This window comes from Micromonospora sp. NPDC005215 (assembly GCF_040607915.1).
In the GTDB taxonomy this organism is placed as follows: Bacteria; Actinomycetota; Actinomycetes; order Mycobacteriales; family Micromonosporaceae; genus Micromonospora.
On record NZ_JBEXHQ010000009.1, the window covers coordinates 99,454 to 122,279 of the forward strand.

Here is a 22,826-nt window from a genome sequence, read left to right on the forward strand (position 1 = left end):
TGCGGCAGGACGGCGCACGTGGCCTGGCACGACGGGGGCGGGGTGGCGACGCGACAAGCGTCGTCACCCCGCGTGACGGCAGCGGTGAGGTCAGCGGGGGAGCGTCGGCCGCGGCCCGCCACGAGGCGCTGGCCGCCCGAACGCACCGTGGGTCGGGCTGGCTTCCGGGACGCTCGTCTAGGCTGGCCGGCCTGGAGGTGGTGCACGTGCGACGGACCGCACCGGTGGCGAACGCGGTGGGGCTGCTCGGCGGGTACGCGCTGGACCGGCTGCTCGGTGATCCACGCCGGTGGCACCCGGTGGCCGGCTTCGGGCAGGCCGCGGGTGCGTTGGAGCGCCGCCTCTACCGCCCGGACCGGACGGCGGGCGCTGCGTTCACCGCGCTGGCCGTGGGCGGGCCGGTGCTGCTCGGGGCGGTCGCCGCCGCGGCTACCCGGCACCGGCCGGTGACCCGGGCGGTGCTGGTGGCCGCCGGCACGTGGGGTGTGCTGGGTGGCCGCACGCTGCGCCACGAAGCCACCGCCATGGGTCGGACGCTGCGTGACGGTGACCTGCCCGCTGCCCGGCGACGCCTCGGCCATCTCTGTGGGCGGGACCCGTCGACGTTGGGCGAGTCGGAGTTGGCCCGCGCCACCGTCGAGTCGGTCGCCGAGAACACCTCCGACGCGGTCGTCGCCCCGCTCGTCTGGGGTGCGGTCGCCGGCCTGCCCGGCCTGCTGGGCTACCGGGCGGCGAACACCCTCGACGCGATGGTCGGGCACCGGTCGGCGCGCTACGCCCGGTTCGGCACACCGGCCGCGCGGTTGGACGACCTCCTCAACCTGGTGCCGTCGAGGATGACCGGGCTGCTCACCATCGCCGTCGCGCCGGTCGCCCATGGGGACCGGCAACGGGCCTGGCGGGTGTGGCGGCGTGACCGCAACGACCACCCGAGCCCCAACGCCGGCCAGTGCGAGGCGGCGATGGCCGGCGCGCTCGGTGTCCGCCTCGGTGGCCGCAACGTCTACTTCGGGCGCTCGGAGGTGCGGCCGTTCCTCGGCGACGGCCCCCGCCCGGAGGCGCGTCACCTCAAGCGGGCCGCCCGGATCTCCGGCGCGGTCGGGCTGGCCGCGGTTGGGCTGGCCGCCCTCTATCCGGTGACCGTTGGCCGTCTGGTCGGCGCCGTGAGTCGACGCGGGCTGTCTGCCGTGACCGGAGGGCGCGGGTTGTCTGCCGTGACCGGAGGCCGCGGGCTGCCTGCCGTGACCGGAGGGCGCGGGTTGGGCGCCTTGGTCGGTGGGCTCGGTCCCGTCGCCGCGGGCGGTGGGCGCAGGCTGGTTGGTGCCGGCGGGCGCGGGCTGCGAGCTGTCGGAGCGCGACGGGGGAGCGGGCGGTGAGTGGCGGGCTGCTGGTCGCCGGCACGACCTCCGACGCCGGCAAGAGCGTGCTCACCGCCGGCATCTGCCGCTGGCTGCACCGGCAGGGCGTGAAGGTGGCGCCGTACAAGGCACAGAACATGTCGAACAACTCGGCGGTGGTCGTCGGGCCGGACGGGCGCGGCGGCGAGATCGGACGGGCCCAGGCCATGCAGGCCGCCGCCTGCGGGCTCGCACCCGACCTGCGATTCAACCCGGTCCTGCTCAAGCCGGGCAGCGACCTGGCCAGTCAGGTGGTCCTGCTCGGCGAGGCGGTCGACACGATCACCGCGGGCACGTTCCGGCACCTGCGCCCCCGGCTCGCCGAGACCGCGTACGCGGCACTCGCCGAGCTGCGCGACACGTACGACGTGGTGATCTGCGAGGGCGCCGGCAGCCCCGCGGAGATCAACCTACGGGCCGGTGACTACGTCAACATGGGGTTGGCCCGGCACGCCAACCTGCCCACCATCGTGGTCGGCGACATCGATCGTGGCGGCGTCTTCGCCTCGATGTTCGGCACCGTGGCCCTCCTGGACCCGGCCGACCAGGCGCTGATCGCCGGCTTCGTGATCAATAAGTTCCGGGGTGACCTCGGGCTGCTCCAGCCGGGGCTGGACATGCTGCGTCACGTCACCGGTCGCCCCACGTACGGGGTGCTGCCCTGGGCACTGGACCTGTGGCTCGACGCGGAGGACTCCCTCGCCTACGGCCGGGTGCTCGGCCGCCCCGCGGCCCCGCACGGCACCGAGTGGTTGGACGTGGCGGTCGTCCGCCTACCCCGGATCAGCAACGCCACCGACGTGGAGGCACTGGCCACCGAGCCGGGCGTCCGCGTGCGCCTCACCATCGAGCCGGCCGAGTTGGCCGCCGCCGACCTGGTCGTACTGCCCGGCTCCAAGTCCACAGTCGCCGACCTGGCCTGGCTGCGCGAGACGGGCCTCGCCGACGAGGTGGCCACCCACGTGGCCGCCGGCAAGCCACTGCTCGGCCTCTGCGGCGGGTTCCAGATGCTCGGCCGCGCCATCCACGACCCGGTGGAGAGCCGGCGGGGCAGCGTACCGGGGCTTGGGTTGCTGCCCATCGAGATCACCTTCGATCCCCGCAAGACCGTCCGACAGTCGGTGGGCACCGCCCACGGCGACGTCGAGGTGCGCGGCTACGAGATCCACCACGGGTACGTCTCGCACACCGACCCCACCCTGACCCCGTTGCTGACCGGCGACGACGGTGTCGGCGAGGGAGCCGTGCTCGGCGCGGTGCACGGCACGCACTGGCACGGGGCGTTCGAGTCCGACGGGTTCCGCAGGTGGTTTCTCACCGAGGCGGCTCGCCTGGCCGGGCGCAGCGGGTTCCGGGTCGCGCCGACGACCAGCTTCGCCGCCGCCCGGGAGCGTTCCCTCGACCTGCTCGGCGACCTGGTCGAGGAGCACCTGGACACCGATGCCCTCTGGCGGCTCATCGAAGCCGGCCCACCCGTCGGCCTGCCTTTCATTCCACCCGGCCCCCCACCGGCCTGAGCACCCACCGTCCCGTGCTGGAGTTCCGGGGGTGGGCCGCGAGCCACCCGGCCCCCACCGTCCTGAGCATCCACCGTCCCGTCCGGAGTGCCGGGGGCGAGCGGGGCAGCGCGGCGTGATCGTGAGCGGACGACTGTCGCGGGTCACCACTTCCGCGATCGTGCACGATCGTGGTGGTCGTGGACCTCGTGGTGGTCGTGGACCTCGTGGTGGTCGTGGACCTCGTGGTGGTCCTGGACCTCGTGGTGGTCGTTGGCCTCGTGGCCTCGTGGCCTCGTGGCCTCGTGGCCTCGTGGCCTCGTGGCCTCGTGGCCTCGTGGTGGTCGTGGCCTCGTGGCCTCGGGAGGGGCCTGTTTCCTGGGTCGAGCGCGATCGGGAACCGGGCTCGGTGGCGAGGCCGGCAAGGCGGTGGGATTCAGGGGCGGATGTCGGCTGGGCGGTCGGTTGTGGGGAGGCCGGCGGCGAGCCAGGCGTCCACACCGCCGATCATGTCGGTCGCCCGGCGTAGACCGAGGGTCTGCAGGCTGGCGGCGGCAAGGCTGGAGCTGTAGCCCTGCCGGCACACCAGCACGATCTCCCGGTCGTACCCGGTGGCTTCCGGGATCCGCCAGGCGCTGGCTGGATCGAGCCGCCACTCCAGCACGGTCCGGTCGATGACGACTGCGCCCGGCAGGTCGCCCTGTTCACGGCGCTGCAGGTCGGTGCGGGTGTCGACAAGCAGCGCGCCGCCGCGGACCGCCTCGACGGTCTGCTGCGGAGTCAGTCGGTGCAGCCCGGCGCGGGCCTGTTCGAGTAGGGCGTCGATACCGGGGCTCATCACGTCTCGGAGCACCACCCGATCATGCCGATTTGGTAGCGCCGCGGGCGGCGAACGGGCCGCCCGTCACCCGTCACCGCCCCAATTCCCCCGGACGTGACGGCGCCCGGCCAGGGTGGTCAGCCGGACGTGTCAGCACGGCCAACGTCGACCGCTGTTGCGGCGTGATCCACTCGGCTTCAGGGATATCGCGGTGTCCTGCTCTCGGGGATGCCGCGACATCAATGAACTGGAGTCGATCATCTCTGGACTGCGGCCATGACGGCATACTTCGGTCATGCACCAGGCGAGGCTGTGCTGAGTCCCAACACCGGCCGGCCGGTGTCGAGCCGCGACGAGGCCGGGGACGTCGACCGGGCCGGGGAGGTCGGGGAGTTGTCTGGCCGTCGGGCTGGCGGGCTGGCCGTGGTGGTTGTCGAGGCGTACGCCGAACTGGCTCGTCGGGTGCTCGCGGGCCCGGCGCGGTTGGGGCGGACCCGGCTGGTCGCGGTCGACGGGCCGAGCGGCGCGGGCAAGAGCCGGTTTGCCGCGCGCCTCGCGGATGCCCTGGCGGCGCTGCTCGGCGGTGACCGCCCGCCCGTGGTGCACACCGACGACCTGCTTGACGGTTGGGGCGACCAGGTCACCTTCTGGCCCCGGCTCGACGAGGGGGTGCTCGCCCCGCAGCGCGCAGGGAAGCCGGGTGCCTACCGGCGCTACAGCTGGGTGCGGCGACGCTTCCTGGCCCGGCCGGTGCCGGTGCCGGTGGCGCCGGTGCTGGTGGTGGAGGGGGTCAGCGCCGCCCGTGCGGTGGTCCGGCCGGAGTTGACGCTGGCGGTGTTCGTCACCGCGCCTGCGTCGTTGCGGCTGGCCCGCGCGGTCGCCCGGGACGGGTCGGAGATCCTGCCCGAGCTGCGTCGCTGGCACGCCGGGGAGCGGGCGCACTTCGCCGCCGACGACACGGCCGCCCGCGCGGACCTGCTGGTGGATGGCGCGCCCACGCTGCCGTACGACGCGGACCGCTACTACGTGCGCATCCGCTGAGCGGGCAGTGGACGGCCGTCATCGGCTACGGCACGATGCGAGAGAGGCCGCGACGATGCGAGAGGGCCGCCATCGGTCACGGCACGCGGCGATCGGCTCAACGCGAAAGCGCTCAGAGCGCGGCGAACGGGGGACTCATCATGTCGGCGACGGACCAGCCCGCGCGGCGCCGGATCACGCTCACCGGGATCAGCTCGCGGGCCTGGGAGCATCCGGCCGACCGGGGTGCCCTGGTCGCGTTGCGAGAGCTGCGCGGGTTCGACGACGTGGTGCGGTCATTCTTCGGCATGTGGAACGAGCGCAGCTTCCGGCTGTCCGTGCTGGCGTCCGGGATCCGGGTCGACCACCGGCAGTACCCGGCCGTGTGGCAGCGCTACACCGAGGCGGCGGCGGTGCTCGACGTGGCCGAACTGCCCGAGTTGTACGTGACCCAGTCGCCCTGGCTGGGTGCCGAGGCGGTTGGCCTGGACCGGCCGTTCATCGTGCTGAACTCCGCGTGTGTGCAGCAGCTCGACGAGGACGAGCTGCGCTGCCTGCTCGGCCACGAGTTGGGGCACGTGGGCAGTGGGCACGCGGTCTACAAGACCATGCTCATGATCCTCACCCGGTGGGCGGCCAACCTGAGCTGGTTGCCGGTGGGCGCGATCGCGTTGCGGGCGATCATCGCGGCGATGCTGGAGTGGTGGCGCAAGGCGGAACTGTCCGCCGATCGGGCCGGTCTGCTCGCCGGGCAGGACCCGGCCGCCGCGCTGCGGCTGCTGATGAAGCTCGCCGGCGGCGGTGACCTGTCCCAGGTCGACACCACAGCGTTCCTGGAGCAGGCCGCCGAGTACGCCGGGGGCGGGGACCTGCGCGACAGCCTGCACAAGATCCGGATGACGGCGTGGAGCACCCATCCCGCGCCGGTGGCGCGAGCGGCGCAACTGCGCCAGTGGATCGACTCCGGGGCGTACGGGCGGGTGCTGGCCGGGGACTATCCGCGCCGCGACGACGACAGCTCGACAAGCGTCTCCGAGGAGATCAAGGCGGCTGCGGACTCGTACCGGGAGGAGTTCAGCCGCTCCACCGACCCGCTTGTCGGGTTGCTGCGCCGGTTCGGCGACGGCGCGAGCGACGTCGGCGAGTGGGTCGGCGGCACCGCTGGTCGGGCCCGCTCCTGGGTGGATGCCGCCACCGAGGCGGCGGGCCGCGCGCAGCGCGCCGGCCGGGCCGCCCCGGGTGCCGGACCGGCGGACGGCGGTGACGGTACGGGCTCCGCCGGCACGCCCCGGTAAGGCCGGCATACGATGCCGGTCATGACCTCACCGATCATGTCCGAGTCCGAGGTGCGGGCCGCCGTCGAGCGGGAGATGCCCGGCGTACGGGCCGACCTGGAACGCCTCGTCCGCATCCCCGGCATCGCCTTCGAGGGCTTCGACCACTCGCACGTGGAACGCTCCGCCGAGGCGGTCGCCGAGTTGCTGCGCGGCTGCGGCCTGGACGTCGACATCGTGCGTTCCGGCGGTCAGCCGGCGGTGATCGGCCGTCGGGCCGCCCCGCCCGGTGCGCCCACCGTGCTGCTCTACGCCCACCACGACGTGCAGCCGGTCGGCGACCGGTCGCTGTGGGAGTCCGATCCGTTCGAGCCGGTGGAACGGGACGGCCGGCTCTACGCCCGGGGTGCGGCCGACGACAAGGCCGGCATCATGGCGCACGTCGCGGCGTTGCGGGCGTACGGGGACGCGCTGCCGGTGGGTGTGGTGCTCTTCATCGAGGGTGAGGAGGAGTACGGCTCCGACTCGCTGGAGCGGCTGCTCGCCGAGCACCGTGACGAGATCGCCTCGGACGTCATCGTGATCGCCGACTCCGGCAACTGGGACATCGGCGTACCAGCGTTGACCACCTCGCTGCGCGGCATCGTCAACTGCTTCGTCGAGGTGCGCACGCTGGACCACGCGGTGCACAGCGGCATGTTCGGCGGCGCGGTGCCGGACGCGCTCACCGCGCTGGTCCGGTTGCTGGCGACGCTGCACGACGACGCCGGTGACGTGGCGGTGGCCGGGCTGGTCGGCCGGGAGGGCGCCACCGTCGACTATCCCGAGGACCGGGTCCGGGCCGAGTCCGGGTTGGCCGAGGGTGTGCGGTTCATCGGTACCGGCCGGATCACCGACCGGCTCTGGACCAAGCCGGCGCTGGCGGTGCTCGGCATCGACGCCCCGGCCACCGGCGAGGCACCGAACGCCCTGGTGCCGGCCGCGAAGGCGAAGCTCAGCATCCGGCTCGCCCCGGGCGACGACCCCAAGCGGGCGTACGCGGCGGTGCGCGCGCACCTGGAGCAGCACGCGCCGTGGGGCGCCCAGGTGACTGTCAGTTTCGAGCACGACGGCGACCCGTGCGTGATCGACGCGTCCGGGCCGATGTTCGACGCCGCCCGTTCGGCCTTCCGGGCCGCGTGGGACGGTACGGACCCGGTGGACATCGGCGTCGGCGGCTCGATCCCGTTCATCGCCACCTTCCAGGAGATGTTCCCGAAGGCGGCGATCCTGGTCACCGGCGTGGAGGATCCGCACGCCCGTGCGCACGGCCCGAACGAGAGTCTGCACCTGGGGGAGTTCGCCAGGGTCTGTCTCGCCGAGGCGCTGCTGCTGGGCAAGGTGGCCGCTGCGGGCAGTTAGGTGTCGGAACGGCGATTTTGGGGCCTGATCTGCGAGTTTACGGCGTGTCGGATGGTCAGCTGTTATAGCCTTTCGTACATGAGTACGAACGAGGTGATGGCCCGGTTGGGGGCCGCTGTCAGCGCACTGGGAGATGTCGACGTCTCCGCGTGGTCCGAGGACACGCTCAACGAACAGCTCGGTGAGCTCTCCGCCGCTCTGGTCGCCCTCGACTCGGTGCTCTCCCGGGTCGCTGGCGAGGTCCGCGCGCGGGGGTTGCGCATCGAGGAGCCCGTCTCCGCCTAGGGCCCGTTTCACGAGGACTGGCCGGCGGCGCCTTGCCGGATCGCCGCCCGGACTCCGCCTCGGCTCGACCGCCCTCATGAAACAGGCCCTGATCCGTCGTCCGCGTCCGCGTGAGCGGGCGGCACCCTGCCGACACCGCCCGGGCACGGCAATGCCCGGGCGGTGTCGGAGGTGACTGGCAGGATGGGCGGCGTGCGGTTCCTCGACCTGGCAGCGACGTCGGCGGCCGTCGGCGCCACCAGCGGCCGGCGGGCCAAGGTGGAGCTGCTCGCTGACGCGTTGCGCCGGCTCGACCCGGCCGAGGTCGAGCCCGGCGCCGGCTACCTCGCGGGTGAGCTGCGCCAACGGCAGACCGGGGTGGGCTATGCGAGCCTTCGTGACCTGCCGCCACCGGCCGCCGAGCCGACGCTGACCGTGGCCGCCGTCGACGCGGCCATCGAGCAGATCGCCGCGGTGCACGGCACAGGTTCGCAGGCTCGGCGTCGGGCGCTGCTCGGTGCCCTCTACGCGGCGGCGACGGCCGACGAGCAGCGTCTGCTCACCGGTCTGTTCAGCGGTGAGCTGCGGCAGGGTGCCCAGGCCGGGCTTCTCGCCGACGCGGTGGCGCGGGCCGCCGACGTGCCGGTGGCAGCGGTCCGCCGGGCGCTGCTGCTCGCCGGTGACCTGCGCGCCGTGGCGGTGGCCGCGCTGGCCGGAGGAGCGGCCGAGCTGGCCGGCTTCGGCCTGCGGGTCGGCCGACCGTTGGCGCCGATGCTGGCGCAGAGCGCGCCCTCGGTCGACGAGGCGCTCGCCGCGACGGGCACCCCGGCGGTGGTCGACGTGAAGCTCGACGGCATCCGCATCCAGGTGCACCGCTCCGGCGCGGACATCGCCGTCTTCACCCGCAGCCTCGACGAGATCACCAGCCGGGTGCCCGAGGTGGTGGCCGCGGTCCGGGCCCTGCCGGGGCGGGAGTTGGTGCTCGACGGCGAGGCGATCGGCCTCGACGAGACGGGGCGACCGCTGCCGTTCCAGCAGACGTCGAGCCGGGCCGCCCGACGCACCACCCCGAGCACCACCGGGCGCACACCTGTCGCCCCGGCGGTGCTCGCGGCGGCCGCCAGCACGGGCGCGACGGTGCTCACTCCGTACTTCTTCGACCTGCTGCACCTCGACGGTCAGGATCTGATCGACCTGCCCGGCCGGGAGCGGTGGGCCGCCCTCGCCGGTGCTGTGGATTCGTCGCTGCTGGTCGGGCGGATGGAGGTCGACGGCCCGGAGCAGGCCGCCGCCGCGTTCGCCGCCGCCCTCGACGCTGGGCAGGAAGGCGTGGTGGTCAAGGCGCCGGACGCACCCTACGACGCTGGTCGGCGCGGTGCCGCCTGGGTCAAGGTCAAGCCCCGGCACACCCTCGACCTGGTGGTGCTCGCCGTCGAGTGGGGCAGTGGCCGGCGCAAGGGCTGGCTGTCCAACCTGCACCTGGGGGCACGTGACCCGCACACGGGTGGCTTCGTCATGCTCGGCAAGACGTTCAAGGGGCTCACCGACGAGTTGCTGCGCTGGCAGACCGAGCGTTTCCTCGACCTCGCCGTGGAGCGCGGCGACTGGGTGGTGCGGGTCCGCCCCGAGCAGGTGGTGGAGATCGCCTTCGACGGGGTGCAGACCAGCTCGCGCTATCCCGGGGGGATGGCGCTGCGGTTCGCCCGGGTGGTGCGGTATCGCGACGACAAGTCCGCCGCCGAGGCGGACACCATCGACGCCGTGCGGGCCATCCACACCGGCCGACCGACCGGCTGACCGGTCAACCGGCCCGGGTCGGAGCCGGCCGGAGTGTCCCCGTTCAGGCGGTCGCGCTCGGCGTCGGCTCGGCGGCCCGGTCCAGCGGGGCCGCTGTGACGCCGATCCCGGCGGCGCGGCGGGCCTCCCGGCGCGCCACCCAGCCGTAGCCGAACAGGGACATCACCGCGAAGAGCCACCACTGCACGACGTAGCCGAAGTTCTGCCAGTTGTTGGCGTGCCCGACGGGCACCGCCTTGAACACCGGGTCGGCCGCCGGCGTCTGCTCGTCGAGCAGCAGGTAGGCGCCGTAGACGGGGTAGGGCAGCTCGCCGGCGAGTCGCGACACGCCGATCCGCCGGATCTCCAGTCGCCCGTCGCGTCGCGCCACCGCGCCGGCGCCGCTCTCGGTCTCGTGCACCCGGCCGACCACCGTCACGTCGCCGGTCGGCACGGCGGGCACCGTCGGCTGGGCGGTCGCCCCACCCGGCGCCGGCGGGATCCAACCCCGATCCACAAGCAGGGCCGCGCCGTCCGGGAGCACCAGTGGGGTGAGCACCTCGAAGCCGACCCGGCTGTCCACCGTCCGACCACGGACCAGCACGGTGTTCGTCGGGTCGTACCGGCCGGTGACGGTGACCCGGGTCCAGACCTTCTCCTCGGCCGGCGCGGGGCCGACCGTCCCCGCGCCGCCGGTGGGGGCACGCAGAGCACCGGCCAGCGGTGCCGGACCCATCCGCAGGCCCGCGTCGATCCGCTCGTTGACCTCGGTACGCCCCCGGTAGCGGTCCAGCTGCCAGTTGCCGAGGAACACCATCACGGCGGCGGCGACCAGGGTCAGCGCGAGAGCGCCCAGCCAGCGTGGGCTCAGCAGGAACCGGTACACAGCACGAGGCTACCCGTATGACCGGGGCCACTGACCTGGACCGGGCCAGGACCGTGCCGCCGACCCCGGTTGGCGGTGCTCGCGTCTCCCGCCGGACGGGTATCGTCACGCCGACGGATCGGCCCCGGTCGTCCCCGTCGCGTACCCGCCGCCGCTCGCGAGGAGTCGATGATGACCGTCGTGCCGCGCCTGGTGCTCAGCGCGCCGTCCTCCGGGCACGGTAAGAACGCGCTGGCGATCGGGCTGCTCGCCGCCCTGGCTGAGCGTGGGGTCGACGTCGCCGGGTTCAAGCTCGGGCCGGACCACGTCGACGCCGCGTACCTCGGCCTGGCCGCCGGTCGGCCAGGTCGGGTGATCGATCCCCGGCTGGTCGGCACCGACCGGCTCGCCCCGCTGGTGGCGCACGGCGCGGCCGGCGCCGGGCTCGCCGTGGTGCAGGGCAGCATGGGGCTGTACGACTCGGTCGGTGGCCACCCCGAGCAGGAGTCCACCGCCGCCGCGGCCGCCGCGCTGCGCAGCCCGGTGGTGCTCGTCGTCGATGTGGCCGCGATGGGTCAGTCGGTGGCGGCCCTGGTGCATGGTTTCCGCTCGTACGACGAGCAGTTGTGGCTCGGCGGGGTGATCCTCAACCGGGTGGCTTCCTCGCGGCACGAGGGCATGCTGCGCGAGGCGTTGGACGACGTGGGCGTGCCGGTCTACGGTGCGCTGCGTCGGCACGACCTGCCGGCGGTGCTGCCGTCGCGGCGGCACGGTGTGGCGCCGGTGGTCGACGGGTCAGCCGACGCCGTCCGAGCGGTTCGCCGGCTGGGCGAGGCCGTCGCCGCCACTGTCGATCTGGAGCGGCTGCTCGGGCTGGCCCGCTCGGCCCCGCCGCTGCCGGCCCCGGCCTGGTCCGCCGAGGAGGTCCTCGGCGGGTTCACCGCCCCGGCGGACCGCCCGCTGGTGGCACTGGCCGGTGGGCCGGGCGGCAGCTTCAGCCACCCGGAGACCGCCGAGCTGCTGCGGGCCGCCGGCGCCGAGGTCGTCACCGTCGATCCGCTGCGCGACGAGGCGCTGCCGGTCGGCACCCGCGCGCTGGTCGTCGGGGGCGCGTTGCCCGAGGCGTACGCCGAGCAGTTGTCGGCCAACCGGCGGCTCTGCATCGCGGTGGCCGAGTTGGCGCGGACCGGGCGTCCGGTGATCGCCGAGGGCACCGGGTTGCTCTGGTTGGCCCGCGAGTTGGACGGGCTGCCGATGTGCGGGGTCCTCGACGCGGTCGGGGTCAGTCGGGACGGCCTGGTGGCCGGTTACCGGGAGGCGACCGCCCAGACCGACAGCGTGGTCGCCGCCCACGGCACGGTGCTGGTCGGCCACAAGGCGCACCGGGCGGTGCTCACCCCCCGCGCTGGTCAGCGCCCGGCGTGGAGCTGGGAGGGCGGCACGCCGGAGGGCTTCGTCTGGCGCAACGTGCACGCCTCGCAGCTCACCCTGCACTGGGCCGGTCATCCGGCCACGGCCGCCCGGTTGGTCGCCGCGGCGGCGGCCGACCCGACGGTCGAGGCGGTGCCCGCGGAGTCCGGCGGGGTGCCCGCCTGACCCCCTCGGGTGGCGGTGCGTCACCCTCGCCGGGTCAGCCGACGATCGCGTCCGACGGTGGGGTGAACTGGCGGGTCGGTGTGCCCTTCAGGCCGTCCCGCAGGGTCTCGGCGACCGCCGCGATGGGAATCTGGGACTGCCCGTCGCCGACGGCGTTGAACGGGTTGTCCGGGTCGGAGATGAAGCTCGCCGCGGCCAGCTCCGGGGTGTAGCCGACGAACCAGGCGGACCGGGTGCTGTCGGTGGTGCCGGTCTTGCCGGCCACCGGGCGGCCGACAGTGCCCCGCACGCTGTCGGCGGTGGACCAGCCGCCGCAGCTGCCACGCGCCGGGGTGTCTCCGGTCGGGCAGCGGGCGGCGTCGGTGGCCGCCCGAGCGGCGTCCGCGCTGACCACCTGCCGACAGCGGGGCTTGGCCACCTCGCGATGGATGCCGGCCGCTGTGGCGTACGTGGCGGGCGTGCCGTCCCGGTTCATGATCGACTGCACCGGGATCGCCTCGCAGTAGCGGCCGTCGGCGGCGATGGCGGCGTAGGCGTTCGCCATCTCCAGCGGGGTGGCGTCGGAGACGCCAAGGGTGAACGCGCCCCACTTCTTCACCTTGGTCGGGGACGCCTGTTCCCGGTCGACGTCGGTGCGCCACCGCAGCCCGAGCTGCTCGGCCAACCGGACCGCCCGGTCCGCGCCGACCTTCTCCTCCAGCCACACGAAGTACGTGTTCACCGACTTGCCGAAGCCGGACCACATGGTCTGCTGGCCGGTCATCGCGGCGCTGGCGTTGGAGGGCGCCCAACCGTCGAAGACCGCCGACTTGTACCGGTAGGGGGCGTTGAACGAGGTGGACAGCGTCATCCCCGAGTCCAGCGCGGCGAGCATCGGGAACATCTTGAACGTCGACCCGGCCTGGTAGCCCGCCAGGTCACCGCCGCCGAGCAGCGGCGCCACAGTGTTCGGGTAGTTGGCCTTCACCTTCGGTCCGGCCTCGGGGTTGGAACTCTGCGGGTTCTCGCTGAGGTCCAGCGAGTACGTCCGGTTCACCGCCATCGCCTTCACCCGGCCGGTGCCGGGCTCGGAGACCACGATCCCGTTGGCGAACGGGCTGCCGGTGGCCTCCTTGCTGCCGACGTTCTTCTCCGCCGCCTCCTGGATCTTCGGGTCGAGGCTGAGCACGATCCGGTAGCCGCCCCGGCGCAGCTTGTCCATCCGTTCCAGCGGGTTCGCGCCGAAGGCCGGCTGCGCGCTCCACCAGTTCTTCAGGTAGTCGCAGGCGAAACCCCAGCTGTTGTACTTCTCCGCCACCGCGGCGCAGTCGTGCGGCGGGGTGGTCAGCTTCAGCCGGATCGGCTCGGACCTGGCGGCGGCGGCCGAGTCGGGGGAGAGGTAACCGAGCTGGCTCATCCGGTCCAGCACGTAGTCCCGCCGCCCGGTGGCGTCCTTCTGGTCGGAGTCGGCCGGGTCGTACTCCGACGGGGACTTGACCAGCCCGGCGAGGGTGGCGGCCTCGACCGGGGTGAGGTCCTTCGGGGTCTTGGAGAAGAAGATCTCGCTGGCCGCGTAGATGCCGTACGCCCGGTGCCCGAAGTACGCCGAGTTGAGGTAGCGCTCCAGGATCTGCTCCTTGCTCAGCTCCTTCTCCAGGTCCAGCGCCATCCGCATCTCCTTGACCTTGCGCAGGCTGGTCTGCTGGGTGGCTTCCTGGACCTCCTTGGGCGTTGTCGCGCTGTCCCGCAGGGCCATCCGGACGTACTGCATGGTCAGGGTCGACGCGCCCTGGGAGCCGCCGGAGCGGGCGTTGGACACGAAGGCGCGGGCCACGCCCTTCGGGTCGACGCCGTGGTGCTGGTAGAAGCGGGAGTCCTCGGCGGCGACGATCGCCTGCTGGATGTTCGGGGACATGTCCGACAGCTTGGTGTACTGCCGGTACTCCTCGTAGAACATGGTCAGCACGGTCTTGCCGTCCGGGGCGTAGACGTAGGAGGTCTCGGCGGGCAGGGCGGTGGTCAGGACTCTGGTTTTCTGCTCCACGGCGTGCGCGGTGGCCTTCGCGCCGAGCCCGGTGAGGGCGACCAGTGGGTACGCGGCGGCGGCGATCACGATTCCGGCGATCAGTCCGGCGCGAAGGAGAGGAACGAGGCGACCAGCGGCAGTAAGGGGTCGGTTACTCACATGGCCAAGTTATGACATTTCCGATTCGTACCTGAGAAGAACTCTTAAACCGGCGAGTGGTGACGCGGCTTACGCCGAGATCCGCTGTCCCACCGGCCACCTTCCCGGCAGGATCGCGGACATGTCAGATCAGCCGACCGGGATGGTCGCCGCCGCCGGGGTCGAGCCGGACCTCGCGCACCACGGCGACGCGGAGGTCGGCGACGGGCTGATCGACCTCGCCGTCAATGTCCGGCACGCAGCGGCTCCCGCCTGGCTGGCCGGCCCGATCGCCGCGACCCTGACCGAGCTGGCCCACTACCCGGACCCGACGCCGGCCCGGACGGCCGTCGCCGCCCGACACCGCCGTCACCCGAACGAGGTGCTGCTCACCGCCGGCGCCGCCGAGGGCTTCGTGCTGATCGCCCAGGCGCTGCGCGGGGTGCGCCGGCCGGTGGTGGTGCACCCCCAGTTCACCGAGCCGGAGGCGGCGCTGCGGGCCGCCGGGCACCAGGTCGAGCGGGTGCTGCTCGACCCCGCCGACGACTTCCGACTTGACCCGTCCCGGGTGCCCGCCGACGCTGACCTGGTGATGATCGGCAACCCCACGAACCCGACCTCGGTGCTGCACCCCGCGCGGACGCTGGCCGCGCTGGCCCGCCCCGGCCGGGTGCTGGTGGTCGACGAGGCGTTCGCCGACACCACCATCGCCCCCGGGCACCCCGGCGAACCGGAGTCGCTGGCCGAGCGGCGCGACCTGCCCGGTCTGCTCGTGCTGCGCAGCCTCACCAAGACGTGGGGCCTGGCCGGCCTCCGGATCGGCTACCTGCTCGGCGCTGCGGACCTGCTGACCCGGCTGGCCGCCGTCCAGCCGCTCTGGGCCGTCTCCACGCCCGCGCTGGCCGCCGCGTCGGCCTGCGCCACCGACGTCGCGGTCCAGGCCGAGCGCGCCATCGCCGCCGATCTCGCCGCCGACCGCGACCACCTGGTCGCCCGCCTCGCCGACCTGCCCGGTGTACGCGTCGTCGGCCGCCCGGCCAGCGCGTTCGTCCTGCTGCACCTGCCGGGCGCCACAGCGATCCGAGCCGCCCTGCGCGAGCGCGGCTGGGCGGTACGCCGGGGCGACACCTTCCCCGGCCTCGGGCCGGACTGGCTGCGGGTGGCGGTACGCGACCGAAGCACGACCGACGCGTTCATCGAGGCGCTGCGCGAGACCATGGAGGCATGATGCTGGAGACCACGATCGCGGCGATCCGACCGGCGGACGAAGCGGCAATGGCCGCCGCCCGCGAGCTGCACGGCCGGCTGACCAAGCCGGCGGGCTCGCTGGGCGCGTTGGAGGAGCTGTCGGTACGCCTCGCCGGCCTGGCCGGGGCCTGCCCGCCACCGCTGCCCGAGCCGGCCGCGGTGGCGATCTTCGCGGGCGACCACGGGGTGCACGCCCAGGGGGTGAGCCCCTGGCCGCAGGAGGTCACCGGGCAGATGATCGGCAACTTCCTGGCCGGCGGGGCGGTGGTCAACGCGTTCGCCCGGCAGGCCGGCGCGTCGGTCACCGTGGTCGACGTCGGGGTGGCCAACCCGCTGCCCGCCCAGCCCGCCGCCGATCCGGCGGTGCTCGATCCGGCGGTGCTCGATCCGGCGGTGCTCGATCCGACCGTCCTTGACCCGGCGGTGCTCGACCCGGCCGTGCCTCGGCTGGTTGTCGCGTCGGTCCGCCGGGGCACTCGCGACTTCACGGTCACCGCCGCACTCACCCGGGACGAGGCGCTGGCGGCGGTGCGGACCGGCATCCGGATCGCCAACGAGCTGATCGACGCCGGAGCCGGCATCCTGCTCACCGGTGACATGGGCATCGGCAACACCACCCCGGCCGCCGCGCTGATCGCCGCGTTCACCGGTGCCGATCCGCTCGACGCCACCGGTCGGGGCACCGGCATCGACGACCCCACCTACGCGCACAAGGTTGCCGTGGTGCGCACCGCGCTGACCCGGCACGCGCCCGACCCGGCCGACCCCCTCGGCGTGCTGGCCGCCGTCGGCGGCCTGGAGCACGCCGCCCTCGCAGGGCTGATCCTGGGTGCCGCCGCCCGCCGCACGCCGGTGCTGCTGGACGGCGTGATCGCGGTCTCGGCCGCGCTCGCCGCCGCCGCGTTCGCCCCGGACGCGGTCTGCGCCATGGTCGCCGGGCACCGTTCGGCCGAGCCCGGTGCGACGGTGGCACTGCGGCACCTCGGCCTCGACCCGCTGATCGACCTGGGGCTGCGCCTCGGCGAGGGCACCGGCGCGCTGCTGGCGCTGCCCGTGGTCAGCGGCGCGGTCCGGGTGCTGCACGAGGTGGCCACCTTCGACTCCGCCGGGGTGGCCGAGAAGTGACAAGGCGCAGCGAGCGAGCCGTCCGCCCCGGTGGTGCGGCGTGACCTCCAATCCGTACCCCCTCGGTTTGCGGCTCGCCGGCCGGCGGGTGGTCGTGGTGGGCGGCGGCGCGGTCGCCACCCGGCGGGTGCCCGCGCTGCTGGACGCTGGCGCGGACGTCCTGCTGGTGGCCCCGGAGCTGACCCCGGCGCTGCGCGCCCGGGTCGACGCGGGTCGGCTGCACTGGGTGCCGCGCCGATTCGCCCCGGAGGACCTGGACGGCGCGTGGCTGGTCCAGGTGGCGATCGACGACCCGATAGCGGCGGCTTCGGTGAGCGCCGTCGCCGCCGAGCGGCGGATCTTCTGTGTCCGGGCCGACGACCGGACGGCCGCCACCGCCTGGACCCCGGCGGTGACCCGGCACGGCCCGGTCACCGTGGCGGTGCTCGGCGGCGGCGACCCCCGCCGGGCGATGACCGTCCGCGACGCGATCCGCGACCTCCTCGCCGTCCGCCTGGCATCGGACGGAATCGCTCCGACGCAGAGCCGGCCCGACGCCGCGACCGAGCCGACCGGCGGGCGGCAGACCGGGCGGGTGGCACTGGTCGGGGCGGGGCCGGGTGACCCGGAGCTGATCACCGTGCGGGGTTGGCGGCTGCTCACCGAGGCCGACGTGGTGGTCGCCGACCGGCTGGTGCCCGGCCTGCTCCTGGACGAGTTGCGCCCCGACGTCGAGCTGGTGGACGCTTCGAAGATCCCCTATGGACCGTCCCGGGCGCAGGAGGAGATCAACCAGATCCTGGTCGACCGCGCGCTGGCCGGTGCGTTCGTCGTGCGGCTCAAGGGCGGCGACCCGTACGTCTTCGGTCGAGGCGGTGAGGAGTTGCTGGCGTGTGCGGAGGCCGGCGTACCGGTGACAGTCGTGCCGGGGGTGACCAGCTCGATCGCCGCGCCGGCCGCGGCCGGGATACCGGTGACCCACCGGGGGGTGGCGCACGAGTTCACAGTGGTCTCCGGGCACGTGGCACCCGACTCGCCAACCTCGCTGGTGCGCTGGGAGGCCCTCGCCGGCCTGCGCGGCACCCTGGTGATCCTGATGGGGCTCAAGAACCTCGCCGCCATCACGGCCACCCTCATCGCGCACGGCCGGTCGCCGCAGACGCCGGCCGCCGTCGTCCAGGAGGGCACGACGGGCGCCCAGCGGGTGCTGCGCTCCACGCTCGACGCGGTGGCCGCCGACGTGCTCGCGGCCGACCTGCGCCCACCCGCAGTCGTGGTGGTGGGCGACGTGGTGGGGGCACTCGACGGGTGAGAGCTCGGCGTGGGGGCTCCGGCGCTACCAGAGAGGCACTCATCGAGCCATGATCACGATCCGGCTGGAGTAACTAGACTCGGGGGATGTCCGAGCACCGCCCCTTTCCGCTGTGGGCGGGACGCACGGCCGCGCTGCTGGGCATCGTGCTCGTCGCACTCACCCTGCGCCAGGCAGTTGCGGCGATATCGCCGATCCTCGGCGACATCCGGGTGGACATCCCGATATCGAACATCGGCGTCGGGCTGCTCGGCACGTTGCCACCGATCTTGTTAGCGGCATCCGGGTTCATGGCGCCGCGCGTCGCCCGCGGCTTCGGCCTCGACGGCGGCATCGTGCTCGCGCTGCTGCTCATGACCCTCGGCCATCTCGTGCGCGCGTTCGCCCCGGGCTTCGCGGTGCTGCTCGTCGGCAGTGTCGTCGCGCTCGCCGGTACGGGCATCGGCAATGTGCTGCTGCCGCCGATCGTGCGGCGCTACTTCCCCGACCGGGTAGCGTTGCTGACCGCCGTCTACGTCTGCATCGTGGGCGTGAGCACGGCCGTGCCCGCCGCGGTCGCCGCTCCGGTCGCCGAGCAGATCGGCTGGCGGTTCTCGCTCGGCATCTGGTCGGTGACCTCGGTAGTCGCGCTCGTTCCGTGGCTCGTCATCATCGCGCGGGAGCGCCGCCAGCGACTCTCGGATGCCGTCGCTGTTGAGTCCCCGCCTCCCGCCCTCGTCACGCGACTGTGGCGGTCGCGCGTGGCCCTGTCGATCACCGTCGTATTCTCGACCAGCACGATCTGCACCTACGCGGCTTTCGCGTGGCTGCCCGAGATCCTCGGCGACATCGCCGGCTCGACGCGGACCGAGGCCGGTGTGCTGCTCGCCGTCACCGGCATCATCAGCGTGCCCGGCGCACTCATCGCGCCCCTACTCGTCGCGCGGCTGCGCAATGTCGGCTGGCTGATCGCCGCCGGTATCGCGAGCTTCGTGCTTGGCTACCTCGGCCTGCTGCTCGCGCCCGCGACACTCACACTGCTCTGGGTGCTGCTCATCGGCTCGGGGTCGATCCTGTTCCCGGTCTGCCTCGTGCTCATCAACGTTCGCACCCGAACCCACGGCGGCACCGTCGCGCTGAGCGGCTTCGCCCAGGGGGTCGCGTACGCGCTCGGCGCGCTCGGTCCGCTGCTCGTCGGGCTGCTGCACGACGTGAGCGGCGGATGGACCCTGCCGCTGCTGTTTCTGCTCGCTGTCGCCCTCGTGGCGACCATCCCGGCGATCACGCTTGCAAGGCCCGCGTTCGTCGAGGACGAGCTCGCCCGCTAGCGCACCGCTGGACCATCCTGGCGATCCTCGCCCACGCCTTCCTCGCCGCCGCCCACCGCGATCAGCCCGACCCGGCCGGGCTGATCGCGCTGACCGTCAACGAGCCACGCCACCTGTTCAACATCCTGATCATCGAACCCGCTCGCCGCCACACCGACGCCCTGCTCTGGTCCATCCGCCGACGCCGCCACCAAGCCCGAACGATGAACAGCCATTACGCCAGACAGGCACTCATCGAGCCATGATCACGATCCCCCGGCTTGAGAGTGCACCTGCGCGCCCCGCGGCGAATGTCCTGTGATCGATCTCGCAGCGCCATCTGCCTTGGCAACCGCACCTGAATAAATGGCGTGGTCGACCCCCATTAGGGGCGGACAATATGTACGGGTCGCGGGATAATAAATGGATGCGGCAGCTTCAATTGTTCAGCACCTCTGAACTGGCCGCTATGCGTGACCGGGCTGCACGGCGCAACCATTCACCCGCCGCTGAGACGTTTCGCCGGGATCATGAGCGTCATCGCGCATGGGGGCTGCGACGACGTCACGCCCAGCGTCGGGGTCCCGCGAGTGCGCGGGCAGCCGGCCGTTCAGCTGACCATTCGCCAGCCGCTGTAGACGCCCGCCGAGCGCAGCACGCGACACGCCGGGCCCGATCCGTACCGGTCGAGACGGTCGTGCGGTCCACGCCAGGATCACCGCATCCATCCCGCCACCTGTCCGCGACCGTGCACCTGTCCGCGACCGTGCACCTGTCCGCGACCGTGCACCTGTCCGCGACCGTGCACCTGTCCGCGACCGTGCACCTGCCACGAGCGGCTTCCGTCGTCACGTCGGCCGGGACGACCAGCCGAGAAACGGTAGATCCTTGCCGCGTCCGAGGAGTGGCAATCACTTGTCACCCTCATTTCGGCGGAAGGTGGACGCTCATCCCAGTAGCCTCAACAGCTTCACCGACATCGGCGGATTCCGGTGCTGGCGTTAACCTGTTCCGGCCATGGACCGTGGTTCGCGGCGGCGGCTGGCGCGCCGAGAAAGACCCTGCCCCGAACGAATACGCGAATCTGCCGGTCGCAACGTTACGGTGGTGCTCGGGTGACCGGAACCAGCCGAGGCGGCTCGATCGACTGGGCCAGGGCGGAGCGACGTCGGGGCCGGAAGCGCAAGCGCCTCCGGCCCCGTCGTCGTACGTGCTGTCGAGCTACTGCTTGAGCATGTTGTCCAGCAGCAGGGCGCAGCGGATCAGACCGAGGTGGCTGTACGCCTGCGGGTGGTTGCCCAGCCCGCGCTCGGCGAGCGGATCGTACTGCTCGGGGAGCAGCCCGGTCGGACCGGCGGTGAGCACCATCTGTGCGAACAGCTCCTCGGCGTCGGTGCGGCGGCCGGTGCGCAGGTACGCCTCGATCAGCCACGCCGTGCAGATGTGGAAGCCGCCCTCGCGGCCGGGCAGGCCGTCGTCCCAGTGGTAGCGGTAGACGACCGGGCCGCTGCGCAGGTCCGCCTCGATGCGCAGGACTGTGGACAGGAAGCGCGGGTCGTCACCCGGGAGCAGGCCGGAGAGCCCGATCCAGAGTGACGAGGCGTCCATGTCCTCGTCCCCGTACGCGACGCTGTACGCCTCGACGTCGGAGTGCCAACCCTGCTCCAGGACGTTGGCGCCGATCCGGTCGCGCAGGTCCTTCCACTCGGGCCGGTCCTCGCCGCCGTGCTCGCGCATCACGTGCAGCGCCCGGTCGACGGTCATCCAGCACATCACCTTGGAGAAGACGTGGTGCCGTGGTGGCAGCCGCGCCTCCCAGATGCCGTGGTCGGGCTCGTGCCAACGGCGGCGGACCGCCTCGACCATGTTTTCCAGGACCCGCCACTCGTCGTCGCGGACCGAGCCGCGAGCGTCGGCGACGGCCGCGATCAGGTCGGCGATCGGGCCGAAGACGTCGAGCTGGAGCTGGTGGTTGGCGAGGTTGCCGACCCGGACCGGCCGGGAGCCGGCGTACCCGGGCAGCGTGTCGATGACCGCCTCGGCGCCCAGTTCGTACCCGTCGATGGTGTAGAGCGGGTGCAGACGCTCGGGGTGGCCGCCGGTGCGCTCGATGCAGCCGTCCACCCAGCGCAGCAGCGCCTCGGCCTCCTCGATGGAACCCAGGTCGACGAGCGAGCGGGCGGTCAGCGCGGCGTCGCGCAGCCAGCAGTAGCGGTAGTCCCAGTTGCGGACGCCGCCCAGCTCCTCGGGGAGCGAGGTGGTCGCCGCGGCCAGGATCGAGCCGGTGGCCTCGTGGCAGAGCCCACGCAGGGTGAGCGCGCTGCGGGCGACCAGGTCCCGGGCGGTGGACGGCAGCCGCAGCGAGGCCACCCAGTCCTTCCACGGCTGCTCGGCCGCGGCCTGCCGCTCGTGGATCGGCACCCGGTGGTGTTCCAGGCTGTGCGTGCCGAAGCGCAGCTCCAGCACGACCTGCCCACCGGCGGCGGACAGGTCGACGATCGCCTTGGCGGTCTCGTACCCGCCGTCGTTGCCGACCTCCCACTGCAGACCGGGGGCGTAGAGCGCGATCGGCTCGTTGGAGCCGAGCACCAGCAGGCCGTCGCCGAGTGGCTGCAACTGCACGGCGACCTGACCGAACTCGGGCCTCGGTGCGAACTCCACCCGGGCCTTGCCGCTGCCGGTGAGCACCCGGATCAGAGTCGAGTCGCCGGTGACGACAGTGGGGCCGTCCGGGGTGGTCTCCCGGGCCGGCTTGTCCAGCCAGTCGGTGACGGTGAGCCCGGACCACCGGGTCTCCACGGTCATCGTGCCGGAGCGGTAGCGCTGGCCCAGTGGGATGCCGCCGCGTTCCGGGGCGACGCTGAAGTGACCGGCCGGGCTGCCACCCACCAGGTCGGCGAAGATCGCCGCCGAGTCCGGCTTGGGGTGGCAGAGCCAGCTCACCTTGGCTTCGGGGGTGAGCAGAGCGACGGTACGACCGTTGGCCAGCATGGAGTGCCGCTCGATCGGCACCGCCCGCTCGCCGAACAGCCAGTGCCGCCGGGTCTCCAGCAGCAGCGCCAGCGCGCGGGCGGCCTCCAACGGGTCGGCTACCCGGTAGCTGGCCTGGGTGTCCCCGGGGCCGATCTTGATGCCGAGGTCGGGACCGTGCAGGTGGCCGAACGCGTTCTCGTCGGTGACGTCGTCGCCGATGAACAGCACCGCGCTGGAGGCGAGCTGGGTCCGCAGTTGGTCGAGTGCGGTGCCCTTGTGGGTGGCCACGACGGAAAGCTCGATGACCTCCTTGCCCTGGGTCACTGTGACACCGTCGAAGGTGGCCGGGCCGTTGCGGACCGCCTCGATGGCGGCGGCGGCGACCTGCGGGTCGACCCCTCGGGTGTGCATGGCCACGCTTGCCGGTTTGCGTTCCAGCCGGATGCCCTGGTGCTCGGCGGCGATCTCGCGCAGCGCGTTGCGGACCCGGGTGCGCACCGCCACCAACTCGGGGGAGAGCCGCTCGACGAAGCCGATGTCGAACTCGGAGCCGTGGCTGCCGACGAGGTGCACCTCGCTGGGCAGCCGGGACAGTGCGGCCAGGTCGCGCAGCGCCCGGCCGGAGACGACCGCCACTGTGGTCTGGGGTAGCGCGGCGAGCGCGCGGACCGCGGCAACCGACTCGGGCAGCGGTACGGCTGTGCTCGGGTCCTCCACGATCGGCGCCAGTGTGCCGTCGTAGTCGCAGGCGACCAGGAGTTGGGGGACCCGGGCGATCCGGCCGATGGCGGAGCGCAGCTCGGGGTCCATCACCCCGGTGGCGATCGCGGCTCCATCGTTGACTGTCGTGT

At 73.1% G+C, this 22,826-nt stretch carries 17 protein-coding genes; 12 read left to right on the forward strand and 5 right to left on the reverse strand.

Annotation, left to right across the window (positions count from 1 at the left end):
• Positions 1-206 precede the first annotated feature (206 nt).
• Entirely contained in the window at positions 207-1,376 is a 1,170-nt protein-coding gene (locus tag ABZU25_RS10155) for a cobalamin biosynthesis protein (protein WP_355029038.1), read from the forward strand.
• Positions 1,373-2,914, forward strand: coding sequence for a cobyric acid synthase (locus ABZU25_RS10160; protein ID WP_355028992.1), 1,542 nt, complete (start codon positions 1,373-1,375; stop codon positions 2,912-2,914). The genes ABZU25_RS10155 and ABZU25_RS10160 overlap by 4 nt, the downstream gene beginning before the upstream one ends.
• A 415-nt stretch (positions 2,915-3,329) precedes the next feature.
• On the opposite strand, the gene ABZU25_RS10165 is transcribed toward ABZU25_RS10160, so the two are convergent.
• Positions 3,330-3,731 carry a rhodanese-like domain-containing protein gene (locus tag ABZU25_RS10165; RefSeq protein WP_088949799.1) on the reverse strand — a complete coding sequence of 134 codons (402 nt, stop codon included), beginning with the start codon at positions 3,729-3,731 and terminating at the stop codon, positions 3,330-3,332.
• Positions 3,732-4,025: 294 nt separating this feature from the next.
• Between ABZU25_RS10165 and ABZU25_RS10170 the strand changes: the two genes are divergently transcribed.
• The 5 genes from ABZU25_RS10170 (at position 4,026) to ABZU25_RS10190 (ending at position 9,469) form a co-directional block, all read left to right on the forward strand.
• Positions 4,026-4,754 carry a hypothetical protein gene (locus ABZU25_RS10170; protein ID WP_355028993.1) on the forward strand — a complete coding sequence of 243 codons (729 nt, stop codon included), beginning with the start codon at positions 4,026-4,028 and terminating at the stop codon, positions 4,752-4,754.
• A gap of 140 nt (positions 4,755-4,894) precedes the next feature.
• On the forward strand, positions 4,895-6,028 hold the full coding sequence (locus tag ABZU25_RS10175; RefSeq protein WP_355028994.1) for a M48 family metallopeptidase: 1,134 nt from the start codon (positions 4,895-4,897) through the stop codon (positions 6,026-6,028).
• A 36-nt stretch (positions 6,029-6,064) separates the two neighbouring features.
• On the forward strand, positions 6,065-7,408 hold the full coding sequence (locus tag ABZU25_RS10180; protein WP_355029039.1) for a dipeptidase: 1,344 nt from the start codon (positions 6,065-6,067) through the stop codon (positions 7,406-7,408).
• A 78-nt stretch (positions 7,409-7,486) separates the two neighbouring features.
• Entirely contained in the window at positions 7,487-7,693 is a 207-nt protein-coding gene (locus ABZU25_RS10185) for a hypothetical protein (RefSeq protein ID WP_030333429.1), read from the forward strand.
• Positions 7,694-7,876: 183 nt separating this feature from the next.
• The gene (locus ABZU25_RS10190; RefSeq protein WP_355029040.1) at positions 7,877-9,469 is read left to right on the forward strand and encodes an ATP-dependent DNA ligase; all 1,593 of its coding nucleotides are present in this window, start codon (positions 7,877-7,879) and stop codon (positions 9,467-9,469) included.
• A gap of 43 nt (positions 9,470-9,512) precedes the next feature.
• Here the strand turns inward: ABZU25_RS10190 and ABZU25_RS10195 are convergent, their stop codons facing one another.
• Positions 9,513-10,334 (reverse strand): SURF1 family protein, encoded by an 822-nt coding sequence (locus tag ABZU25_RS10195; protein WP_355028995.1) that lies wholly within the window; start codon positions 10,332-10,334, stop codon positions 9,513-9,515.
• A 171-nt stretch (positions 10,335-10,505) separates the two neighbouring features.
• Here ABZU25_RS10195 and ABZU25_RS10200 point away from each other — a divergent pair, with 171 nt between their 5' ends.
• A complete protein-coding gene (locus ABZU25_RS10200; RefSeq protein WP_355028996.1) occupies positions 10,506-11,909 on the forward strand; it encodes a cobyrinate a,c-diamide synthase in 1,404 nt (467 codons plus the stop codon).
• A gap of 34 nt (positions 11,910-11,943) precedes the next feature.
• Here the strand turns inward: ABZU25_RS10200 and ABZU25_RS10205 are convergent, their stop codons facing one another.
• The gene (locus ABZU25_RS10205) at positions 11,944-14,073 is read right to left on the reverse strand and encodes a transglycosylase domain-containing protein (RefSeq protein WP_355028997.1); all 2,130 of its coding nucleotides are present in this window, start codon (positions 14,071-14,073) and stop codon (positions 11,944-11,946) included.
• 121 nt (positions 14,074-14,194) lie between these two features.
• On the opposite strand from ABZU25_RS10205, the gene cobC reads away from it, so the two are divergent.
• The 4 genes from cobC (at position 14,195) to ABZU25_RS10225 (ending at position 19,023) form a co-directional block, all read left to right on the forward strand.
• Positions 14,195-15,280 carry an Rv2231c family pyridoxal phosphate-dependent protein CobC gene (gene cobC, locus ABZU25_RS10210; RefSeq protein ID WP_355028998.1) on the forward strand — a complete coding sequence of 362 codons (1,086 nt, stop codon included), beginning with the start codon at positions 14,195-14,197 and terminating at the stop codon, positions 15,278-15,280.
• A complete protein-coding gene (locus ABZU25_RS10215; RefSeq protein ID WP_355029041.1) occupies positions 15,280-16,425 on the forward strand; it encodes a nicotinate-nucleotide--dimethylbenzimidazole phosphoribosyltransferase in 1,146 nt (381 codons plus the stop codon). Before cobC ends, ABZU25_RS10215 begins: the two co-directional genes overlap by 1 nt.
• Positions 16,426-16,465: 40 nt before the next feature.
• A complete protein-coding gene (cobA, locus tag ABZU25_RS10220) occupies positions 16,466-17,716 on the forward strand; it encodes a uroporphyrinogen-III C-methyltransferase (RefSeq protein ID WP_355028999.1) in 1,251 nt (416 codons plus the stop codon).
• Between the two features lie 86 nt (positions 17,717-17,802).
• Positions 17,803-19,023 (forward strand): MFS transporter, encoded by a 1,221-nt coding sequence (locus ABZU25_RS10225; protein ID WP_355029000.1) that lies wholly within the window; start codon positions 17,803-17,805, stop codon positions 19,021-19,023.
• On the opposite strand, the gene ABZU25_RS10230 is transcribed toward ABZU25_RS10225, so the two are convergent.
• Positions 19,020-19,217, reverse strand: coding sequence for a hypothetical protein (locus ABZU25_RS10230; RefSeq protein ID WP_355029001.1), 198 nt, complete (start codon positions 19,215-19,217; stop codon positions 19,020-19,022). The two genes, ABZU25_RS10225 and ABZU25_RS10230, sit on opposite strands and share 4 nt — an antisense overlap.
• A 1,006-nt stretch (positions 19,218-20,223) precedes the next feature.
• Complete coding sequence (gene otsB, locus ABZU25_RS10235; protein ID WP_355029042.1) at positions 20,224-22,785, reverse strand: trehalose-phosphatase; 2,562 nt, start codon at positions 22,783-22,785, stop codon at positions 20,224-20,226.
• Between the last annotated feature and the right edge of the window lie 41 nt (positions 22,786-22,826).

Bases quoted from the DNA above. Each gene is read 5' to 3' on its own strand.
- ABZU25_RS10200 (WP_355028996.1), top strand. From the start codon at position 10,506: ATGACCGTCGTGCCGCGCCTGGTGCTCAGCGCGCCGTCCTCCGGGCAC.
- cobC (WP_355028998.1), top strand. From the start codon at position 14,195: ATGTCAGATCAGCCGACCGGGATGGTCGCCGCCGCCGGGGTCGAGCCG.
- ABZU25_RS10190 (WP_355029040.1), top strand. From the start codon at position 7,877: ATGGGCGGCGTGCGGTTCCTCGACCTGGCAGCGACGTCGGCGGCCGTC.
- otsB (WP_355029042.1), bottom strand. From the start codon at position 22,785: ATGGACCCCGAGCTGCGCTCCGCCATCGGCCGGATCGCCCGGGTCCCC.
- ABZU25_RS10215 (WP_355029041.1), top strand. From the start codon at position 15,280: ATGCTGGAGACCACGATCGCGGCGATCCGACCGGCGGACGAAGCGGCA.
- ABZU25_RS10185 (WP_030333429.1), top strand. From the start codon at position 7,487: ATGAGTACGAACGAGGTGATGGCCCGGTTGGGGGCCGCTGTCAGCGCA.
- ABZU25_RS10175 (WP_355028994.1), top strand. From the start codon at position 4,895: ATGTCGGCGACGGACCAGCCCGCGCGGCGCCGGATCACGCTCACCGGG.
- ABZU25_RS10225 (WP_355029000.1), top strand. From the start codon at position 17,803: ATGTCCGAGCACCGCCCCTTTCCGCTGTGGGCGGGACGCACGGCCGCG.
- ABZU25_RS10165 (WP_088949799.1), bottom strand. From the start codon at position 3,731: ATGAGCCCCGGTATCGACGCCCTACTCGAACAGGCCCGCGCCGGGCTG.
- ABZU25_RS10180 (WP_355029039.1), top strand. From the start codon at position 6,065: ATGTCCGAGTCCGAGGTGCGGGCCGCCGTCGAGCGGGAGATGCCCGGC.